The 16,480-nt window shown below is 68.7% G+C and carries 17 protein-coding genes; 13 read left to right on the top strand and 4 right to left on the bottom strand.

Features of this window, described 5'->3' with window-relative positions; all coding sequences use genetic code 11:
- Nucleotides 1-71: 71 nt before the first annotated feature.
- The 5 genes from LVY72_RS06365 (at nt 72) to LVY72_RS06345 (ending at nt 3,861) form a co-directional block, all read left to right on the top strand.
- Nucleotides 72-1,457: a PspC domain-containing protein gene (locus tag LVY72_RS06365; protein ID WP_237818857.1), complete on the top strand. Its 1,386-nt coding sequence runs from the start codon at nt 72-74 to the stop codon at nt 1,455-1,457.
- Nucleotides 1,458-1,467: 10 nt separating this feature from the next.
- Nucleotides 1,468-1,743 carry a hypothetical protein gene (locus tag LVY72_RS06360; RefSeq protein WP_237818855.1) on the top strand — a complete coding sequence of 92 codons (276 nt, stop codon included), beginning with the start codon at nt 1,468-1,470 and terminating at the stop codon, nt 1,741-1,743.
- Nucleotides 1,743-2,000, top strand: a complete 258-nt coding sequence (locus LVY72_RS06355) for a PspC domain-containing protein (protein WP_237818853.1) — start codon at nt 1,743-1,745, stop codon at nt 1,998-2,000. The genes LVY72_RS06360 and LVY72_RS06355 overlap by 1 nt, the downstream gene beginning before the upstream one ends.
- 93 nt (nt 2,001-2,093) lie before the next feature.
- Nucleotides 2,094-3,122, top strand: a complete 1,029-nt coding sequence (locus LVY72_RS06350) for a 6-phosphofructokinase (protein ID WP_237818851.1) — start codon at nt 2,094-2,096, stop codon at nt 3,120-3,122.
- 25 nt (nt 3,123-3,147) lie between these two features.
- On the top strand, nt 3,148-3,861 hold the full coding sequence (locus LVY72_RS06345; RefSeq protein ID WP_237818849.1) for a GNAT family N-acetyltransferase: 714 nt from the start codon (nt 3,148-3,150) through the stop codon (nt 3,859-3,861).
- Nucleotides 3,862-3,868: 7 nt separating this feature from the next.
- On the opposite strand, the gene ygfZ is transcribed toward LVY72_RS06345, so the two are convergent.
- The 3 genes from ygfZ to LVY72_RS06330 form a co-directional block, all read right to left on the bottom strand.
- Complete coding sequence (gene ygfZ / locus LVY72_RS06340; RefSeq protein WP_237818847.1) at nt 3,869-4,951, bottom strand: CAF17-like 4Fe-4S cluster assembly/insertion protein YgfZ; 1,083 nt, start codon at nt 4,949-4,951, stop codon at nt 3,869-3,871.
- A complete protein-coding gene (locus LVY72_RS06335; protein WP_237818845.1) occupies nt 4,952-5,551 on the bottom strand; it encodes a nitrobindin family protein in 600 nt (199 codons plus the stop codon).
- Between the two features lie 228 nt (nt 5,552-5,779).
- On the bottom strand, nt 5,780-6,523 hold the full coding sequence (locus LVY72_RS06330; protein ID WP_237818843.1) for a hypothetical protein: 744 nt from the start codon (nt 6,521-6,523) through the stop codon (nt 5,780-5,782).
- A gap of 160 nt (nt 6,524-6,683) precedes the next feature.
- On the opposite strand from LVY72_RS06330, the gene LVY72_RS06325 reads away from it, so the two are divergent.
- The 8 genes from LVY72_RS06325 (at nt 6,684) to LVY72_RS06290 (ending at nt 15,400) form a co-directional block, all read left to right on the top strand.
- On the top strand, nt 6,684-7,394 hold the full coding sequence (locus LVY72_RS06325; protein WP_237818841.1) for a winged helix-turn-helix transcriptional regulator: 711 nt from the start codon (nt 6,684-6,686) through the stop codon (nt 7,392-7,394).
- A 188-nt stretch (nt 7,395-7,582) separates the two neighbouring features.
- Nucleotides 7,583-8,569, top strand: coding sequence for a mycothiol synthase (gene mshD / locus LVY72_RS06320; RefSeq protein WP_237818839.1), 987 nt, complete (start codon nt 7,583-7,585; stop codon nt 8,567-8,569).
- A 65-nt stretch (nt 8,570-8,634) separates the two neighbouring features.
- The gene (locus LVY72_RS06315; protein ID WP_237818837.1) at nt 8,635-10,857 is read left to right on the top strand and encodes an RNA degradosome polyphosphate kinase; all 2,223 of its coding nucleotides are present in this window, start codon (nt 8,635-8,637) and stop codon (nt 10,855-10,857) included.
- Between the two features lie 7 nt (nt 10,858-10,864).
- Nucleotides 10,865-11,836 carry an NUDIX hydrolase gene (locus LVY72_RS06310; protein ID WP_237818835.1) on the top strand — a complete coding sequence of 324 codons (972 nt, stop codon included), beginning with the start codon at nt 10,865-10,867 and terminating at the stop codon, nt 11,834-11,836.
- Between the two features lie 54 nt (nt 11,837-11,890).
- Nucleotides 11,891-12,712 carry a thymidylate synthase gene (locus LVY72_RS06305; protein WP_237818833.1) on the top strand — a complete coding sequence of 274 codons (822 nt, stop codon included), beginning with the start codon at nt 11,891-11,893 and terminating at the stop codon, nt 12,710-12,712.
- Nucleotides 12,709-13,281 (top strand): dihydrofolate reductase, encoded by a 573-nt coding sequence (locus tag LVY72_RS06300; RefSeq protein ID WP_237818831.1) that lies wholly within the window; start codon nt 12,709-12,711, stop codon nt 13,279-13,281. The genes LVY72_RS06305 and LVY72_RS06300 overlap by 4 nt, the downstream gene beginning before the upstream one ends.
- A 55-nt stretch (nt 13,282-13,336) precedes the next feature.
- Entirely contained in the window at nt 13,337-14,485 is a 1,149-nt protein-coding gene (asd, locus tag LVY72_RS06295) for an aspartate-semialdehyde dehydrogenase (RefSeq protein WP_237818829.1), read from the top strand.
- A gap of 444 nt (nt 14,486-14,929) precedes the next feature.
- Nucleotides 14,930-15,400: a hypothetical protein gene (locus LVY72_RS06290; protein ID WP_237818827.1), complete on the top strand. Its 471-nt coding sequence runs from the start codon at nt 14,930-14,932 to the stop codon at nt 15,398-15,400.
- Here the strand turns inward: LVY72_RS06290 and LVY72_RS06285 are convergent.
- The gene (locus tag LVY72_RS06285) at nt 15,397-16,479 is read right to left on the bottom strand and encodes a UDP-N-acetylmuramate dehydrogenase (RefSeq protein WP_237818825.1); all 1,083 of its coding nucleotides are present in this window, start codon (nt 16,477-16,479) and stop codon (nt 15,397-15,399) included. The genes LVY72_RS06290 and LVY72_RS06285 overlap by 4 nt on opposite strands.
- Nucleotide 16,480: the final 1 nt, after the last annotated feature.

Genomic DNA, 16,480 nt, shown 5'->3' with positions numbered 1-16,480 from the left:
GGGGCAGGCTCAGGGCAGCATCAGGGTATGTCCTGATACTGCGGCCCGGCCGGCCTTGGCAGGATCGAAGCATGACCACAGAACCTACCGACAATTCTTCCGGGCATTCGTCCGGGCCTTCTGCCGGCGAACCTTCCGCAGCTCCGGCGCACGACGGCGTCCGGCAGGGCGCCGCGCCCCCACCGGCGGCCGGCAACAGCTTCTTCGCCTGGCTGCGGAACCTCGGCGTCGTGCGCAGCGAGGACCGCTGGCTCGGCGGCGTGGCGGCCGGCGTGGCCGGGCGCATCGGACTGGACCCGGTCCTGGTCCGCGGCCTGTTTATCCTGCTGGCCGTCTTCGGCGGCGTGGGCGTGCTGCTCTACGGTGCGGCCTGGGCGCTGCTGCCGGAGCCGGACGGCCGCATCCACGCGGAGGAAGCCGGCCGCGGCCACTGGAGTTCGGGGATGACCGGCGCGGTCATCTTCACCGTGCTGGGCGTGTTCAACCGCCCCTTCGGCCTGTTTGGCCTGGACTGGGATTTCAGCGGCGTGGTCTGGACCCTGCTGTGGGTAGGGGCCGTCATATTCGTGGTGCTCTGGCTCACCACCAGCGCCCGCAGGTCCCGTCCGGGAACCGGCGGCGGTCAAGTCCCGCCGTCTGCCGCCGCCGATACCGCGTTTCCGGCAGCCGCCGCCGACACGGCGTTTCCCGCCACGGCCGGCCCTGCCTACCCAGAGGATCCGGCCGGCTACGGCCCGTACCTGCCGCCGCCGGCCGCCTACACCAAAGTCCGGCCGGTGAAGCCGGTGCACCGCGGCCCCTCGGGCGCGGCAGTGGCGGTCACCCTCGGAGCCGCGATGCTGCTGGGCGGGCTCGTGCTTGCCCTGAACGCGGCACAGGTGCTGGACCTGGGCCGGGCGCTCATCCCGGTGGTCGCGGCCGTCGTGCTGGTCAGCCTGGGCATCGGCATCGTCGTCGCCGGTCTCCGCGGCCGCAGCTCCGGAGTCCTGGGCTTCCTGGCCGCCGTCGGGCTGGTGGCCACGCTGCTCAGCAGCGCCGCGGCGCAGTGGCAGACCTCCAGCTTCGTGGTGGGCACCAGGACCAGTTGGAACACCACGGGCGGGCAGGCTGCCGCCGACGGCTACAGCGTTGCCGCAGGGCAGGGCACCATCGACCTGACCGGCCTGCGCGGAACCCCGCAGGCGCCCGCCGTCGTGCCGATCAATACCGCCGCGGCCTCCGTGCAGGTCATCATCCCCCGCGGTACCGAAGTCGAGGTCCGCTCCGAGCTGGCCCTGGGCAACATCGAGTACACCACCGCACAGGACAGCGGCAGCAGCTCGGGACTCTGGCGCCCGGTGGACATCACACTCAACGACAACCACGGCTCCGCACCGGCGATGATCCTGCAGATCCGGGGCGCGATGAGCAACGTGGACATCATCGAAGGCCCGGCGTCGACGGCGCCGCAGGGATAGGAGAGTCACCATGAGCTACGAATTCAGCAATGACGCCGCGGACCAGGCCGCACCGGCCCGGCCGCGCGCCGGCACCATCGTCTGGGGCCTGGTCGCCATCGCCGTGGGGCTGCTGGTGCTGGCCGGACTGTGGTGGAATATCAGCTTCAACCTCGGTTACGTCCTGATCGCCCTCCTGATCGGGTCCGGCGCCGCACTGGTCGGGGCAGGTATTGTGAGCCTCATCCGCGGCCGGGCCGGTGGCGCAGGCCGGATCGGCTACGACGACACAGAAAGCAGGATCTGATGGATTCCCTCTACAAGTTCCTCCGTTCCATTCCGCTCCGGCGCGGCCCCGACCGGTGGGTCGCTGGAATCTGCGGCGGCATCGCGGCCAAGTTCGGCTGGGATCCCACCCTCGTCCGGATCGGCACGCTGCTGCTCTTCCTGCTTCCCGGGCTGGGCCTCGGGGCCTATCTGGTGGTCTGGCTGCTGCTGCCCTGGCACGACGGCAGCATCGCCCTGGAGCGGATGGTCTCCGCCGGCCGCCGCAGCATCCGGTAAAGACAGCAGTTCCCGCCGCCGCATAGAATCGGAACGGGCCCAACGGAGCGTTCCACAACAGCCTTGACCCCATCAAGACGAAAGTTGAGCTCCATGAGAATCGGCATTCTGACCAGCGGAGGCGACTGCCCGGGCCTGAACGCGGTGATCCGCGGCGCCGTGCTGAAGGGCATCAAGTCCCACGGCCACGAGTTCGTGGGCTTCCGGGACGGCTGGCGGGGTCTGGTCGAGGGCGACGTGATGGATCTGCCCCGGCACAGCGTGCGCGGCATTTCCAAGCAGGGCGGCACCATCCTGGGCACCTCGCGCACCAATCCCTGCGAGGGTCCGAACGGGGGTGCGCGCAACATCCGCGACACGCTGGCCTACCTGGGGATCGACGCCGTCATCGCCATCGGCGGCGAGGGCACCCTGGCCGGGGCCCGCGACCTCACGGACGCCGGGCTGCCGATCGTGGGGGTGCCCAAGACGATCGACAATGACCTGGACGCCACCGACTACACCTTCGGCTTCGACACTGCGGTGCAGATCGCCACCGAGGCCATCGACCGGCTGCGGACCACCGGCGAGTCGCACCACCGGTGCATGATCGCCGAGGTCATGGGGCGCAACGTCGGCTGGATCGCCCTGCATGCGGGCATGGCCTCCGGCGCCCACGCGATCCTGATACCGGAGCAGCAGGTGTCGATGGACATGGTGGTCGAGTGGGTGATGGAGGCCCACCGGCGCGGCCGTGCCCCGCTGGTGGTGGTGGCCGAAGGCTGGGTGCCCGCCGGCGAGGAGCTGCCGCACTCGGTCCGCGGCACCGATGCCTTCGGCCGGCCCCGGCTCGGCGGCATCGGCGAGCGGATCGCCCCGCAGCTCGAACAGCTCACCGGGCTGGAAACCCGGGCCACCACGCTCGGGCACATCCAGCGAGGCGGCGTGCCCACCGCCTACGACCGGGTGCTCGCCACCCGCCTGGGGATGGCATCGGTGGACGCGGCCTCCAAAGGCCTGTGGGGCACCATGGTCTCGCTGCGCGGCACCGAGATCCTCAACGTCGGCCTTGAGGAAGCGGTCGGCAACATCAAGAAAGTGCCACAGGAACGCTACGACGAGGCGGCAGTGCTCTTCGGCTGAGAACCGCCTCGGTTAGTGTTGCACCATGCAGCTGGAATCGGGCACCGCGGACATCGTCCTGCTGGCCTGGGCGCGCCTGCTCGGCTTCGGCGACGAGGCCTTGGCGGTCCCGGCCGGCCGGCTCTCCCGGATCGACGACGAAGCCGCCGTGCTGACCTTTGTCCGGCTCTTCGGCCGGTCGGCGCTGGTCGGCCCGGAATGGGCGGTCGAAAGTGCCGCCGCATACTCGGACGCCGAACTGGCCGAGTACCGCACCCTGCTGCAGTTGAGCCGGGGCCGCGGCGGTCATGGGCTGGGCAAGGCGTACCTGTACTTCGCCGATGACCTGCCGTTGGCCCAGCCGGCGGAGGAAATCACCGTCTCCACGGCGCCCGAGGACGCCGCGCGGCTGGAAGCGCTCTGTCCGCCGGACGACAACAACGAAGTGGGCCTGAGCGACATGGACAAGACCTTCGTCCTGCTGCACGGCGCCGAACCGGTGGCCGGTTCCGGGTACGAGGAATGGGAAGCCATCCTGGGCCATCTGTCGGTGCTGACCGCCCCGGCCTACCGGCGGCGCGGCCTGGGCACCGTGATGGCGGCCATTGCCGGCCATGAGGCGCTCGGGGCCGGACTGATTCCGCAGTGGCGGGCCCATGAGGACAACGCCGCCTCGCGGGCCACCGCGCGCTGCCTCGGTTTCGTCGAGGCCGGCACCCAGACCTCGGTATACCTGCCGGCCGGCGAACGGGGCGCTTAGGCCGTGCTCAGCGCGGTCCGCGCAGGAAACCGCCCTGCCGGCCCACCACCTGGCCGGCGTCCGGCGCGACGATGACTTCCTGGCCGGCGTCGTACTGCTCGTCGCCGTCGACGACCAGCAGCGGCGCAGCCGGATCCACCGACCGCTTGATCACGGCCAGGGCCACCGGGCCCATTTCGTAATGCAGCGCCACCGAGGTCACCGTCCCCACCTTGCGGTCCCCCAGCCGGACCTCGCTGCCGGCTGCCGGCAGCGAGGTCCGGGCACCGTCCAACTGCAGGAACACCAGCCGGCGCGGCGGGTGCCCGAGATTGTGGACGCGGGCGATGGTTTCCTGGCCCTTGTAGCAGCCCTTCGCCAGATGCACCGCGGTGCGGATCAGGTCCAGCTCGTGCGGGATGGTCTTGTCGTCGGTCTCGGCCCCAAAGCGCGGCCGCCAGGCCGCGATGCGCAGGGCTTCGGCCGCCCAGACGCCGGCCAGCGTGCGGCCCTCGACGGCATCTTCCAGTCCGGCCGCCGGCACCAGGTACTCGAACCAGGTCCGTTCCCGGCCCGGGTGGGCAGGCTCCTCGACGCCGGTATAGGCGAACCCGCCGGCTCCCACCTGCGGCCACGGATCCTGCCAGACGGTCCGGCCGGCCAGTTCGGGCTGCGCCGCGGTGCTGCCGATGACGGCCCACTGGTCCGTGACATCGGCAATCTCGATGCGGAACATGAATTTCATCTTCTGCAGCCACTCGGCCAGGCCGGGGGCCTCGAAGGCTTCGACGATCAGCCAGGCGGTTTCGCCGTCGTCGACAAGCTCGATGTCGTATTCGATGCGGCCCTGGACCGTCAGCAGCAGCGCCTCGGTGGATTCGCCCGGCTGCAACTGCAGCAGCAGCTGCGAGGAGAGCGCGTTCAGCCAGGACAGCCGGTCCGGACCGGAGACCGTCACGATGCCGCGGTGGGACAGATCCACTATGGCCTCGCCCCGGGCCAGCAGCCGCTGCTCGCGCAGCGGATCACCATAGTGAGCGGCGACGCCGGCATCGGCGCCGGCGGCTTCCACCGCGCCGGGACGGGCAAGCAGGGGGCTACGGTAGCTCATTCAGTTGACCTTCTTCAGGATCGCGGAAGCGTGCGCCTCCAGTTCGCTGCCGCTGGCGGCAACATCCCAGCGCCAGAACAGGTCCCCGTTGACCAGGCCGAACATCCGGGTTGCCGCGGCATACTCCTTGGACTGCGATCCGCGCATCACCATGTCCGTGGCGAGCTGGATCTGCGGGCCCTTGATCTGTCCGTAGTACAGCTCGGCGATGCCGCCCGGATGCACGATGGTGGCAGTGATGTCAAAGCCGCCGCCGGCATTGCGCAGCTCCTCGACCTCGTCGGCGGACTTCAGGGCAGGGACGATCTCGGCCGGGACCAGCCCCGGTCCGACGTCCGCTTCATTGAGCTTGCGGTCCAGCGCCCAGAAACCGGTTTCCACCGTCAGCGGACGCAGCTTCGTGCCGTGCTCATCGGTCAGCCAGCTCTCTGCGGTGTACTGCAGATAGGGCAGTCCGTTCTGCTTGAACGTCGCGGACTGGAAGAAATGTTCCGAGTCCGCCTCGCCGCTGCCCAGGCGCCCCTGCCCCTCCCAGGTGCCAAGCAACCAGGACAGCGGCACCAGTTCAGGTGTCAAATCGGTAGGGATTTCGATGGCCATGGCCGGAAACCTGCCTGCAGGGAATGCTTACTTCTGGCCCTTGAAAAGGCGCCAGACGACCAGGCCCGCGAACCACGCCATCGACAGGCCGGCAACCACGAGCAAGCTGATGAAGAAAATCTCAAGTGCTAGATGCGACATAGGTCCATAGTAACGGGGCCGGCGTGCCGCCAAGGCCGCGCGACAGCGCCCCGGCGGGTTTAGTGGCCACCGTCACAGCCGGCCGGCTCAGTGGATCAGCAGGCGCTCCAGCGAGTACACCAGCGACCCGGTGGCCAGCACCGGCATCAGGCCGGCGGAAAGCAGGGCCGGTACCGGGGCCGGGCTGCCGGCACCGAGCAGGAGCCTGCGGAAGCAGACGACGACGGCACCCATCACTGCCCCGACCACGACGGCCGGCCACACCGGCACCGATGCCAGCAGGACCCCGCCCACGCCGCCGGCCAGCGCGGCCAGCGCCACGCCCAGCGGCGCCACGAAGCGGTCCGGCCACGGCAGGACGCAGGCGCCGATGGCAAAAAGCATGCTGATGGCGACGACCAGCATGAGCGAGGAGTTGGCAGCATTGAGGGCAAGCCTGTCGCTGGCCACCCAGCCGGCACCCAGTGCAGCCAGGACGGCCCCGGTGCTTGCGCCGAAGGTCGACTCCAGGCGGTGCGGCTGGCCGGTGCCGCGGAGCAACTGGATCACGAAGACCGCCATGACAGCCAGGGCCACCACCACCACTGTCCATTGCATTGCCATCGTCTGCGGCGCGGTCCAAGCCAGTACCGCGGCAGCAATGCCGGCCAGCGCGATCACCGCAGCCAAGGTCTTCCTGGCGGGCACTCCCAGCAGGATCGGCCAGCCGACACCGGCCGCCACGGACGCGGCGCAGACGATGACGACAACCGCCTCCGGCGACACGTAGGAAGCGCCGGTGACGGCACACAAAGCGGCGGCTGCAGCCGCCGCGACGATCCAGTTCCTCACCCAGCCATCCTGCCTTATTACCCCGGTGAGTGCGAGAACACGTGGCGCCAGCCACAAGCGGCTATATAATTGTCCGCAACCGCCAGGCCCGGCCGGTAGCATGGTGCGGCCTGTGGCGGGCCGCCCAACGATGTGCGCCATCTAACCCCTTGGAGGAAAAATGCCGCACATTCTACTTCTGACGAACAGCCCCGGCTCGTCGGTGGAAGTCCTCCCCGCCCTCGAACTGCTCAACCACAAGATCCACATCCTGCCTGCCGAGCCTACTGCCCTGCTGGAGACCGATCCCTCCGACGTCGTGATGGTGGACGCGCGCAAGGACCTGGTAGGGGCGCGCTCGCTGACCCAGCTGCTGAAGGCCACCGGTCTGAGTGCCCCGCTGATGCTGATCCTGACCGAAGGCGGCATGGCCGCCGTGTCCGCGAACTGGCTGGCCGACGACGTCGTCCTGGACACCGCCGGCCCGGCGGAAGTGGAGGCGCGGCTGCGCCTGATCATTGCCCATGCCAACCGCGCGGACCAGGAGGCCAGCAGCGAAATCCACGCCTCCGGCGTCGTCATCGACGAGGCCAGCTACACCGCCCGGGTGGGCGGGGAGCCGCTGAACCTGACCTACAAGGAATTCGAGCTGCTCAAGTACCTGGCCCAGCACCCCGGGCGCGTGTTCACCCGGGACCAGCTGCTGCACGAGGTCTGGGGCTACGACTACTACGGCGGCACCCGCACCGTGGACGTGCATGTGCGGCGGCTGCGTGCCAAGCTCGGCCCGGACCACGAAGGCCTGATCGGCACCGTACGCAACGTGGGCTACCGCTTCACGCTGGTCCGCATCCAGGACGAAGATCCGGCCGACGTCTCGCAGAACACCTGAGCCTCCGGCCAGGGAGGGACGCGAGGGACCCGGCGCGGCGACGAAGTCGACGCGGCGGGAGCGTCCCTCCCGTAGCGCCTACCCGCCTCCCCGTTCGCGGCGGGGCCCCCGGCCAGGGAGGGACGCGAGGGACCCGGCGCGGCGACGAAGTCGACGCGGCGGGAGCGTCCCTCCCGTAGGCTAGGTCCATGAGCGAACAGACGCTGCCGGTCTGGCCGGTGATGACGATCAAGGGCGCACCTGATCCCGAGGTCCTGGCCGACCTCCGGGCGCTGGCCGATGCCGCTGCCGAGGCCGACGGCAATCCGCCTTTATCCGAGCAGACCTGGGTTCAGCTGCGTTCCCCGGGCCCGGACGACCTGCTGGTGCTGGCCAGCTACGCCGCCGAGGAACACTCGGATCCGGCTACCGCCTCCTCGCTGGCCGGTGCCGCCGTCGTCGTACTGCCGCGCGGCGGCACCGGCGTGCTCGAGCTGGTGGTCCATCCCGCCTACCGGAACCAGGGTGTGGCCACCGGCCTGCTCGACGAAGTGTGCCGGCACACCGAACTGCCCAACCTGCGCGCGTGGTCCCACGGCGGCCACGCGGGCGCCGCGGCGCTCGCAGCCGGCTTCGGCTTCGTCCCGGTGCGCGAGCTGTGGCGGATGCGCCTGGCCCATGTGCCCCAGGTGGCCGGCGGCGAACTGCCGGCGGGTGTGGCACTGCGCGCCTTCGTGCCGGGCCAGGACGAAGAGGCCTGGCTCAAAGCCAACGCCGCAGCCTTCGCACACCATCCGGAACAGGGGTCGATGACCATGGCGGACCTGCAGGCGCGGATGGCCGAACCATGGTTCGACCCGGCCGGCTTCCTGCTGGCGGTGCGCGAGGAGGACGGCGAACTGCTGGGCTTCCACTGGACCAAGGTGCATCCGGGCACCGGAGCCCACCCCTCCATCGGCGAGGTGTACGTGCTGGGTGTGACGCCGCAGGCGCAGGGCATGGGCCTGGGCCGGGCGCTGACGGTCGCCGGCATCAAGCACCTGCAGGCGGCCGGCCAGAGCGCCATCATGCTGTATGTCGACGCGGACAACGAGGCGGCCGTGGCACTGTACCGCAGGCTCGGCTTCACCCGGTGGGACACGGACGTGATGTACGCACCTGCCGACCCGGCAGCGGCCGGCCGCGCGGATCACTAATCTTGTAGGTAGGCGGTCCGCCACCATATGGACCGCGGCAATCCCCCAGCACCTAAGGAGACACCATGGTTCCCGAATCCGCCCCTCCGGTTTCTGCGAGGTTCGGATCCACGGAGGTCGCCCCGGCCCGCGCCACCCAGGACCGCATCGACATCCCCGAGTTCGCCCCGTCGCAGGTTCCGGACGGGGACTTCAGCCTCGACCGCTTCCTGGACCGTGAAGTCAGCTGGCTGGATTTTAATGCCCGGGTGCTCGAACTGGCCGAAGACCCGGACCTGTTCCTGCTCGAGCGGGTCAACTTCCTGTCCATCTTCGCCTCGAACCTGGACGAGTTCTTCATGGTGCGCGTCGCCGGCCTGAAACGCCGGATCGCCACCGGGCTCGCCGTACCTTCCGCTGCCGGGCTGAGCCCGATCGAGCAGCTGGAACAGATCAAGGAGCAGGCGCACCGGCTGCAGGAACGGCATGCCCGGATCTTCGCCGAACAGCTCCGCCCCGAACTGGCCTACGAACACATCCACATCGTGCGCTGGGACGAACTCGACGACGCCGCCCAGCAGCGCCTGACCGGGATGTTCAAGGAACAGGTCTTCCCGATCCTGACCCCGCTGGCGGTGGATCCGGCCCACCCGTTCCCCTATATTTCCGGCCTGTCGCTGAACCTGGCCGTGATCGTACGCAACCCGGTGAGCGAGAAGGAACTCTTCGCCCGCCTGAAGGTGCCGGACCAACTGCCGCGGCTGATCTCGGTGGACGGTCCGCGTGCCGGTTCCGTGCCGGGCCGCACCGCCCGCTTCATCCCGCTGGAAGAGGTCATCTCCGTCCACCTGGACCTTTTGTTCCAGGGCATGGAAGTACTGGAGCACCACAGCTTCCGGGTCACCCGCAACGAGGACCTGGAGGTCGAGGAGGACGACGCCGAGAACCTGCTGCAGGCGCTGGAGAAGGAACTGCTCCGGCGCCGCTTCGGACCGCCCGTCCGGCTGGAAGTCACCACCGACATCAACCCGAGCGTGCGGGACCTGCTGGTCCGCGAGCTCGGCGTCGAGCCCTCCGAGGTCTATGCGCTGCCGGCCCCGCTGGATCTGCGCGGACTCAATGTCATTGCCGGCATCGACCGCGCTGACCTGCACTATCCCAAGCACCTGGCCCATACCAGCCGGTACCTGAACGAGAGCGAAACCTCCAAGGCAGCCAACGTCTTCGCCGCCATGCGCCGGCGCGACATCCTGCTGCACCACCCGTATGACTCGTTCTCCACCTCGGTGCAGGCCTTCCTAGAGCAGGCCGCGGCCGACCCCAAGGTCCAGGCCATCAAGCAGACCCTGTACCGGACCTCCGGGGACTCCCCGATCGTGGATGCGCTCATCGATGCGGCGGAGGCCGGCAAGCAGGTGCTCGCGCTGGTGGAGATCAAGGCCCGCTTCGACGAGCAGGCAAACATCGACTGGGCACGGAAGCTGGAGCAGGCGGGCGTGCACGTGGTGTACGGGATCGTCGGGCTCAAGACGCACTGCAAGCTGTCCCTGGTCGTGCGCCAGGAAGGCGACGGGCTGCGCCGCTACAGCCACATTGGCACCGGCAACTATCATCCGCGCACCGCCCGCTACTACGAGGATCTGGGTCTGCTCACCGCGGACGACCAAGTGGGCGAGGACCTCTCGAAGCTGTTCAACCAGCTCTCCGGATATGCGCCGAAGTCCTCCTTCAAGCGCCTGCTCGTGGCCCCGCGCTCGCTGCGCTCGGGCTTGATCGACAGGATCGAAAAGGAAATCTCCAACCGCAAGGCGGGGCTGGCTGCCCGGGTGGTCATCAAGGTCAACTCGATGGTGGACGAGGCCATCGTCGATTCGCTCTACCGCGCCTCGCAGGCAGGGGTGCAGGTCGATGTCATTGTGCGCGGCATCTGCGCCGTGCGCCCCGGGGTCCCGGGCCTGAGCGAGAACATCAGGGTGCGGTCCGTCCTGGGCCGGTTCCTGGAGCATTCCCGGGTCTTTGCCTTCGCCAATGCCGGAGAACCGGCGGTCTTCATCGGCTCGGCAGATATGATGCACCGGAACCTGGACCGCCGCGTCGAGGCGCTCGTGCAGCTGAGCAACCGTGATGACATCAACGATCTCATCACCCTGCTGGACCGCTATATGGATCCGGGCACGGCCAGCTGGCACCTGGACAACCGGGGTGTCTGGAACCGGCGCCACAAGGACGAAGACGGCAACCCGCTCAGCGACGTCCAGTCCTGGCTGCTGGCCTCGCGGTCGCGCCAGCGCGCTGCACTGCGCCGCTAGGCAGGCGATGGAACAAGATTCGACGCAGGCATCGGCCGGCGCCCCCACAGTCCCCGGCCCCATCACCGTCACCGCCGCCGGCGCGCTTTGCTGGCGGGTGCGCAACCACAAGCTGCAGGTCCTGCTGATCCACCGGCCCCGGTACAAGGACTGGTCCTGGCCCAAAGGCAAGCTGGACGCCGGCGAGACGACGCCCGAATGCGCCGTCCGCGAGGTCCGGGAGGAAATCCAGGTCGACGTGCAGCTGGGCATCCCGTTGCCCACGGTGCACTACCGGGTGCCCTCCGGGATCAAGGAGGTCTTCTACTGGGCCGCCCGCCTGGAGGACGCAGAACCGGTGCCGGACGGTACCGAAGTGGACAAGGTCACCTGGTGCCAGGTGACCGAGGCCCTGACGCTGCTGAGCAATCCCTCGGACCGCGAGCCGCTGGAGCACCTCGTGACCGCGTACAGCCGCGGTGACCTCGAAACCTATCCGTTCGTCGTGGTCCGCCATGCCAAGGCCAAGCCGCGGTCGAACTGGAGCAAGGCCGAAGGCGAGCGCCCGCTCGCGGCCACCGGCCGCCGCCAGGCATTGGCCGTCTGCAGGATGCTTATGGTGTGGCGGCCCGGACTGGTTGCCACCAGCCCCTGGCAGCGCTGCGTGCAGACCGTCACCCCGTATGCCTTGGACCAGCAACTGAAGATCCGCAACGTGCCCCAGCTGACCGAGCACGCCGCGGACCGCAGCCCGAAGAAGGCGCGCGCGGCCGTCGAGGCGCTGCTGGACAAACACCAGCCTGCGGCGGTGTGCACCCACCGGCCGGTGCTGCCGCAGGTGATCAAGGTGCTGGAAAAGCGGATGTCCCAGGCACTGGCGGACAAGCTGCCCAGTGCGGACCCCTACCTGCGGCCCGGGGCGGTCATCGTGTGCCAGGTCAGCGTGAAGCATCGCGGCCGCATTGTCTCGGTGGAGCAGTTCGACGCGTATGACGACTGAACGCCCAGCGGCTGCCCCACGGGAGGGCAGGGATCCCTCTATTAGACTGGACCCGTGAACGCCATCCCCACTCCATATGAGGACCTGCTGCGCGAGGTCCTGGCCAGCGGCACGCCCAAACCGGACCGCACCGGCACCGGCACCCGCAGCGTCTTCGGCCGCCAGCTCCGCTTCGACCTGGCCGGTTCCTTCCCGCTGATCACCACCAAGCGCGTCCACTTCAAGTCCGTGGCTCTGGAGCTGCTCTGGTTCCTGCGCGGGGACTCCAACGTCAAGTGGCTGCAGGAACGCGGGGTGAAGATCTGGAACGAGTGGGCCGACGAGGAAGGCGAACTCGGTCCGGTCTACGGTGTGCAGTGGCGTTCCTGGCCCACCCCCGACGGCGGGCACATCGACCAGGTTGCCCAGCTGATCGAAGGGCTGAAGGCGAATCCGGATTCCCGCCGGCACATCGTCTCCGCCTGGAACGTTGCCGAGATCGGCAAGATGGCGCTGCCGCCGTGCCATGCCTTCTTCCAGTTCTATGTCCAGCCCGTCGAGGATGGACCGGACCGGCTCTCCTGCCAGCTGTACCAGCGCAGCGCGGACATGTTCCTGGGCGTGCCGTTCAACATTGCCTCGTACTCCCTGCTCACCCTGATGGTGGCCCAGCAGGTGGACCTGGCGCCGGGCGAGTTCATCTGGACCGGCGGGGACGTCCACATCTACGAGGACCACGTGCAGCAGGTCACCGAGCAGCTCGGCCGCGAGCCGTTCCCGTACCCGCAGCTGCGCATCGTGCGCCGGCCGGAGAGCATCTTCGACTACCGGCTGGAGGATTTCGAGTTGCTCAATTACCAGCACCACCCCACCATCAAGGCACCGATCGCCGTATGAGTGCCGGGAGCACGACGTTCAGCCGGGACGCCCCGCTGGTCGGACTGATCTGGGCCCAGACCACCAACGGCGTCATCGGCAAGGACGGCGGGATGCCGTGGCACCTGCCCGAGGACCTGGCGCACTTCAAACGCACCACCGCCGGCCACCCTGTCATCATGGGACGCCGGACCTGGGACTCCTTCCCGGCCAAGTACCGTCCGCTGCCGGACCGGACGAATATCGTGATCAGCCGCAGTCCGCAGCGGCGCGCAGCGCTGGAAGCCGGCGGCGCGATCGTCGTCGGTTCGCTGCCGCTGGCCCTGGCCGAAGCCCGCCGGCATCCGGGGGCGGAAGAACTGTGGATCATCGGCGGCGGGGAAATCTTCCGCCTGGCCGCGGATCAGGCCACTACGGCAGTGGTCACCGTGATCGACCTGGAGTCCGACGGCGATGCCTTCGCCCCGCCGCTGGGCCCCGGCTGGGTGCTCGACGGGGTGTCCCCCGCCGCGGGTTGGGACGCCGGCGCCAACGGCACACGCTACCGGGTTGCCCGGTGGAGCCGGCTGCAGAATCCGGACACCGCATAGCGGTCCGCCCAGCTGTGGGACAGGCAGGTCCGTCCGCTCGCGTAAAATGGAGCGCATGACTGAATCTGCCCGGAATTCCGCCCCTTCCGTGGGCCTGGTGGGTTGGCGTGGCATGGTCGGCTCCGTCCTCATGCAGCGCATGCAGGACGAGGGTGACTTTGACCTGATCAACCCCGTTTTCTTCTCCACCTCCAACGCCGGTGGAGCCGCGCCTGCCTTTGCCGAAGGTGCCGGCCGGCTCGAGGACGCCTACGACATCGACACCCTGGCCAAGCTGCCGATCATCGTTACGGCGCAGGGCGGGGACTACACCTCCGAGGTGTACCCGAAGCTGCGCGATGCCGGCTGGGACGGGCTCTGGATCGATGCCGCCTCCACGCTTCGGATGGCCGACGACGCGATCATCGTGCTGGATCCGGTCAACCGGGACGTCATTGATGCCGGCCTGAGCCGCGGCGTCCGGAACTTCGTCGGTGGCAACTGCACCGTCTCCTGCATGCTCATGGGCCTCGGCGGGCTGTTCAAGAATGGTCTGGTCGAATGGGGAACCTCCATGACCTACCAGGCGGCTTCCGGCGGCGGCGCCCGGCACATGCGTGAACTGCTCAACCAGTTCGGCGCCCTCAACGGCGCCGTGGCGGCCCAGTTGGCGGACCCGTCCTCCGCCATCCTGGAAATCGACCGCAAGGTGCTGGCAACGCAGCGCAGCGCCGATCTGGATGCCACCCAGTTCGGCGTACCGCTGGCCGGCTCGGTCATCCCGTGGATCGACAAGGACCTGGGCAACGGCCAGTCCAAGGAAGAATGGAAGGCCGGGGCCGAAACCAACAAGATTCTGGGCCGTGGCGGCGATGCCGGCACACGCATTCCGTTTGACGGGCTGTGCGTACGCATCGGCGCCATGCGTTCCCACTCCCAGGCCCTGACGCTCAAGCTCACCGAGGACCTCTCCGTGGCCGAAATCGAGCGGATCATCGACGCGGACAATGAATGGGCCAAGGTGGTACCGAACACCAAGGAAGCCACCCTGGAGCAGCTGACCCCCGTGGCCGTCAGCGGCACCCTGCAGATTCCTGTCGGCCGCATCCGCAAGCTGGAGATGGGACCGGAATTCATTAGTGCCTTCACCATTGGCGACCAGCTCCTGTGGGGTGCTGCCGAACCGCTGCGCCGCATGCTGCGCATCGCCACCGGCAACCTCTGACCGTCTGCATTCGCTGCGGGCCGCGTCCACTGCTGTGGGCGCGGCCCGCTGCCATTCCAGGCCGCTAGCCCGACGGGTCTGCCCAAAGCTGGCCGGGCTGCAGCTTGGTACACAGTCCGGATCTACGGTTGCCGGCGCACCACGGAACCTCGTCCCGGGCCAGATCCGGCCGCGCCGCCGGGGCGCCTATCAGCTGGAAAGCTACCTGCGTCTTTGCCAGTGCCACGCAAACACCATAGGGAATTCCTCTCCCGTGCCAGCGGCGGAACTCCGACGTGTGGATTCCCTGGCAGGGACCCAGCCTGTGGAGGGGCAGTGGCCTTGCCAACCCGTCGCACATCTGCCGGGCCGGCTTCTCCTCCACAACCGCTGCGGACGGGCGGGCCCTCCACAGGCCCGGATTTCGACCGCACCAACGTTCCGTGCAGCGCCTAAGGTCGAGCCATGGGCTCCCAAGACGCTCCCGGAGAACCGGTCCGCAACGGCGTGCCGGGACCGACCATCAACCAACTCCTGGTGCGTTTCCTTGAACATCGTTGCCGGGGCCGGAAGCCGGTAACGATCGACCGTTATCTCCGGATCGACGTGCATCTGCGGCTGTACTTGGAGTCCCGGGGCCCGGACCGTCTCTGTCCCGACGATGCGCACCTCCTTGCAGCCGAACGCCAGTTCCAGCCCTTCGGGGCCTTCTGCCGGATCATGTACGCGGACGCGCTGCTGGCGGCCCTGCCGGACTTCCTGGGCATCGACTGGCTCATGCCGCAGCGGCTCGATTGCACGGTCCAGATCAGCCAGAGCAGCCGTCTGGTGCACTGGCTGGTCCGTGGCCGCGTGGTCGATTTCCGCCGGCAGCAGCATGACCTGGTGCGGTTCAGGGCCGCCTTGGACGCGCTCCCGCGTAGTCGGCCGTGCTAGAGGCTGCAGTTAATCAGCAGCGGCTCCGGGTGCAGCCGGATGCCGAACGCGGTCTCCACGCCGTCGCGCACCGTCCGGGCAATGGCCAGAATGTCCGCAGCCGATGCGGTTCCCCTGTTGGTGATGGCCAGAGTGTGCTTGGTGGACAGCGATGCCCGTCCACCGGCTACTGCGAACCCGTCCGCCGGCCCATTGGTGGTGCCGGCCAGCCCGAACCCCTTGCCGAACCCGGCGTGGTCGATCAGCCAGGCAGCGCTGAGCTTGACCCGCTCCCCCGCGGGCCACCGCGGCGCCTGCCCGGGCAAGGTATCCGCCACGACGGGATCGACGATCGGGTTGGTGAAGAACGATCCGGTACTGAAGGTATCCCGGTCCGCCGGGTCCAGCACCATGCCCTTGGATGCGCGCAGCCTGAGGACTTCGCGGCGGACATCGCCGGCGCCGGCTCGCTGTCCTGCCTCGATGCCCAGCGAGCGGGCCAGCTCGGCATAGCGGACGGGTGCGCTGAGGCTGCTGCGTTCCAACCGGAACTCGACGGAGAGGACAACGTAGCGGGGGGATCCGTTGTCCGTGCTGCGCTTCAGGACCGAATCCCGGTAGCCAAAACCGAGTTCGGCGGCGGTGAAGGTCCTCACCTCCCGCTGCTGGCGGTCCCAGGTGCGCACGGAGGCGATGGTATGTGAGACGTCCGCTCCGTAGGCACCGACGTTCTGGACGGGGGTGGCACCGGTCAGGCCGGGGATGCCCGAGAGCGCCTCCAGCCCGGACAGCCCGTGCCGGACCGTAAAGTCCACCAGCTCATCCCAGGGCTGTCCGGCTTCGGCGTGGAGCAGGACGGGTCCGGGTCCATCCTCGTCCAGCGAATAGCCGGTGCTGGCAATGCGCACGACGGTGCCCGGCCACCCCTCGTCCGCGATGACGAGGTTTGAACCGCCGCCGATGATCAGCAACGGCACGCCGGCGTCGTCCGCGCCCTGCACGGCCTCGATGATGCCTGCTTCGGACTTGGCCTCGGCAAAGTGCCGGGCGGGGCCGCCGACGCCGACGGTGGTCAGCGGGGCCAGGCTGGCTGAACTCACA

Source organism: Arthrobacter hankyongi (assembly GCF_022012395.1).
GTDB lineage: Bacteria > Actinomycetota > Actinomycetes > Actinomycetales > Micrococcaceae > Crystallibacter > Crystallibacter hankyongi.
The sequence above is the reverse complement of the archived record's forward strand: the minus strand, read 5'-3'. Positions and strand labels throughout refer to the sequence as shown.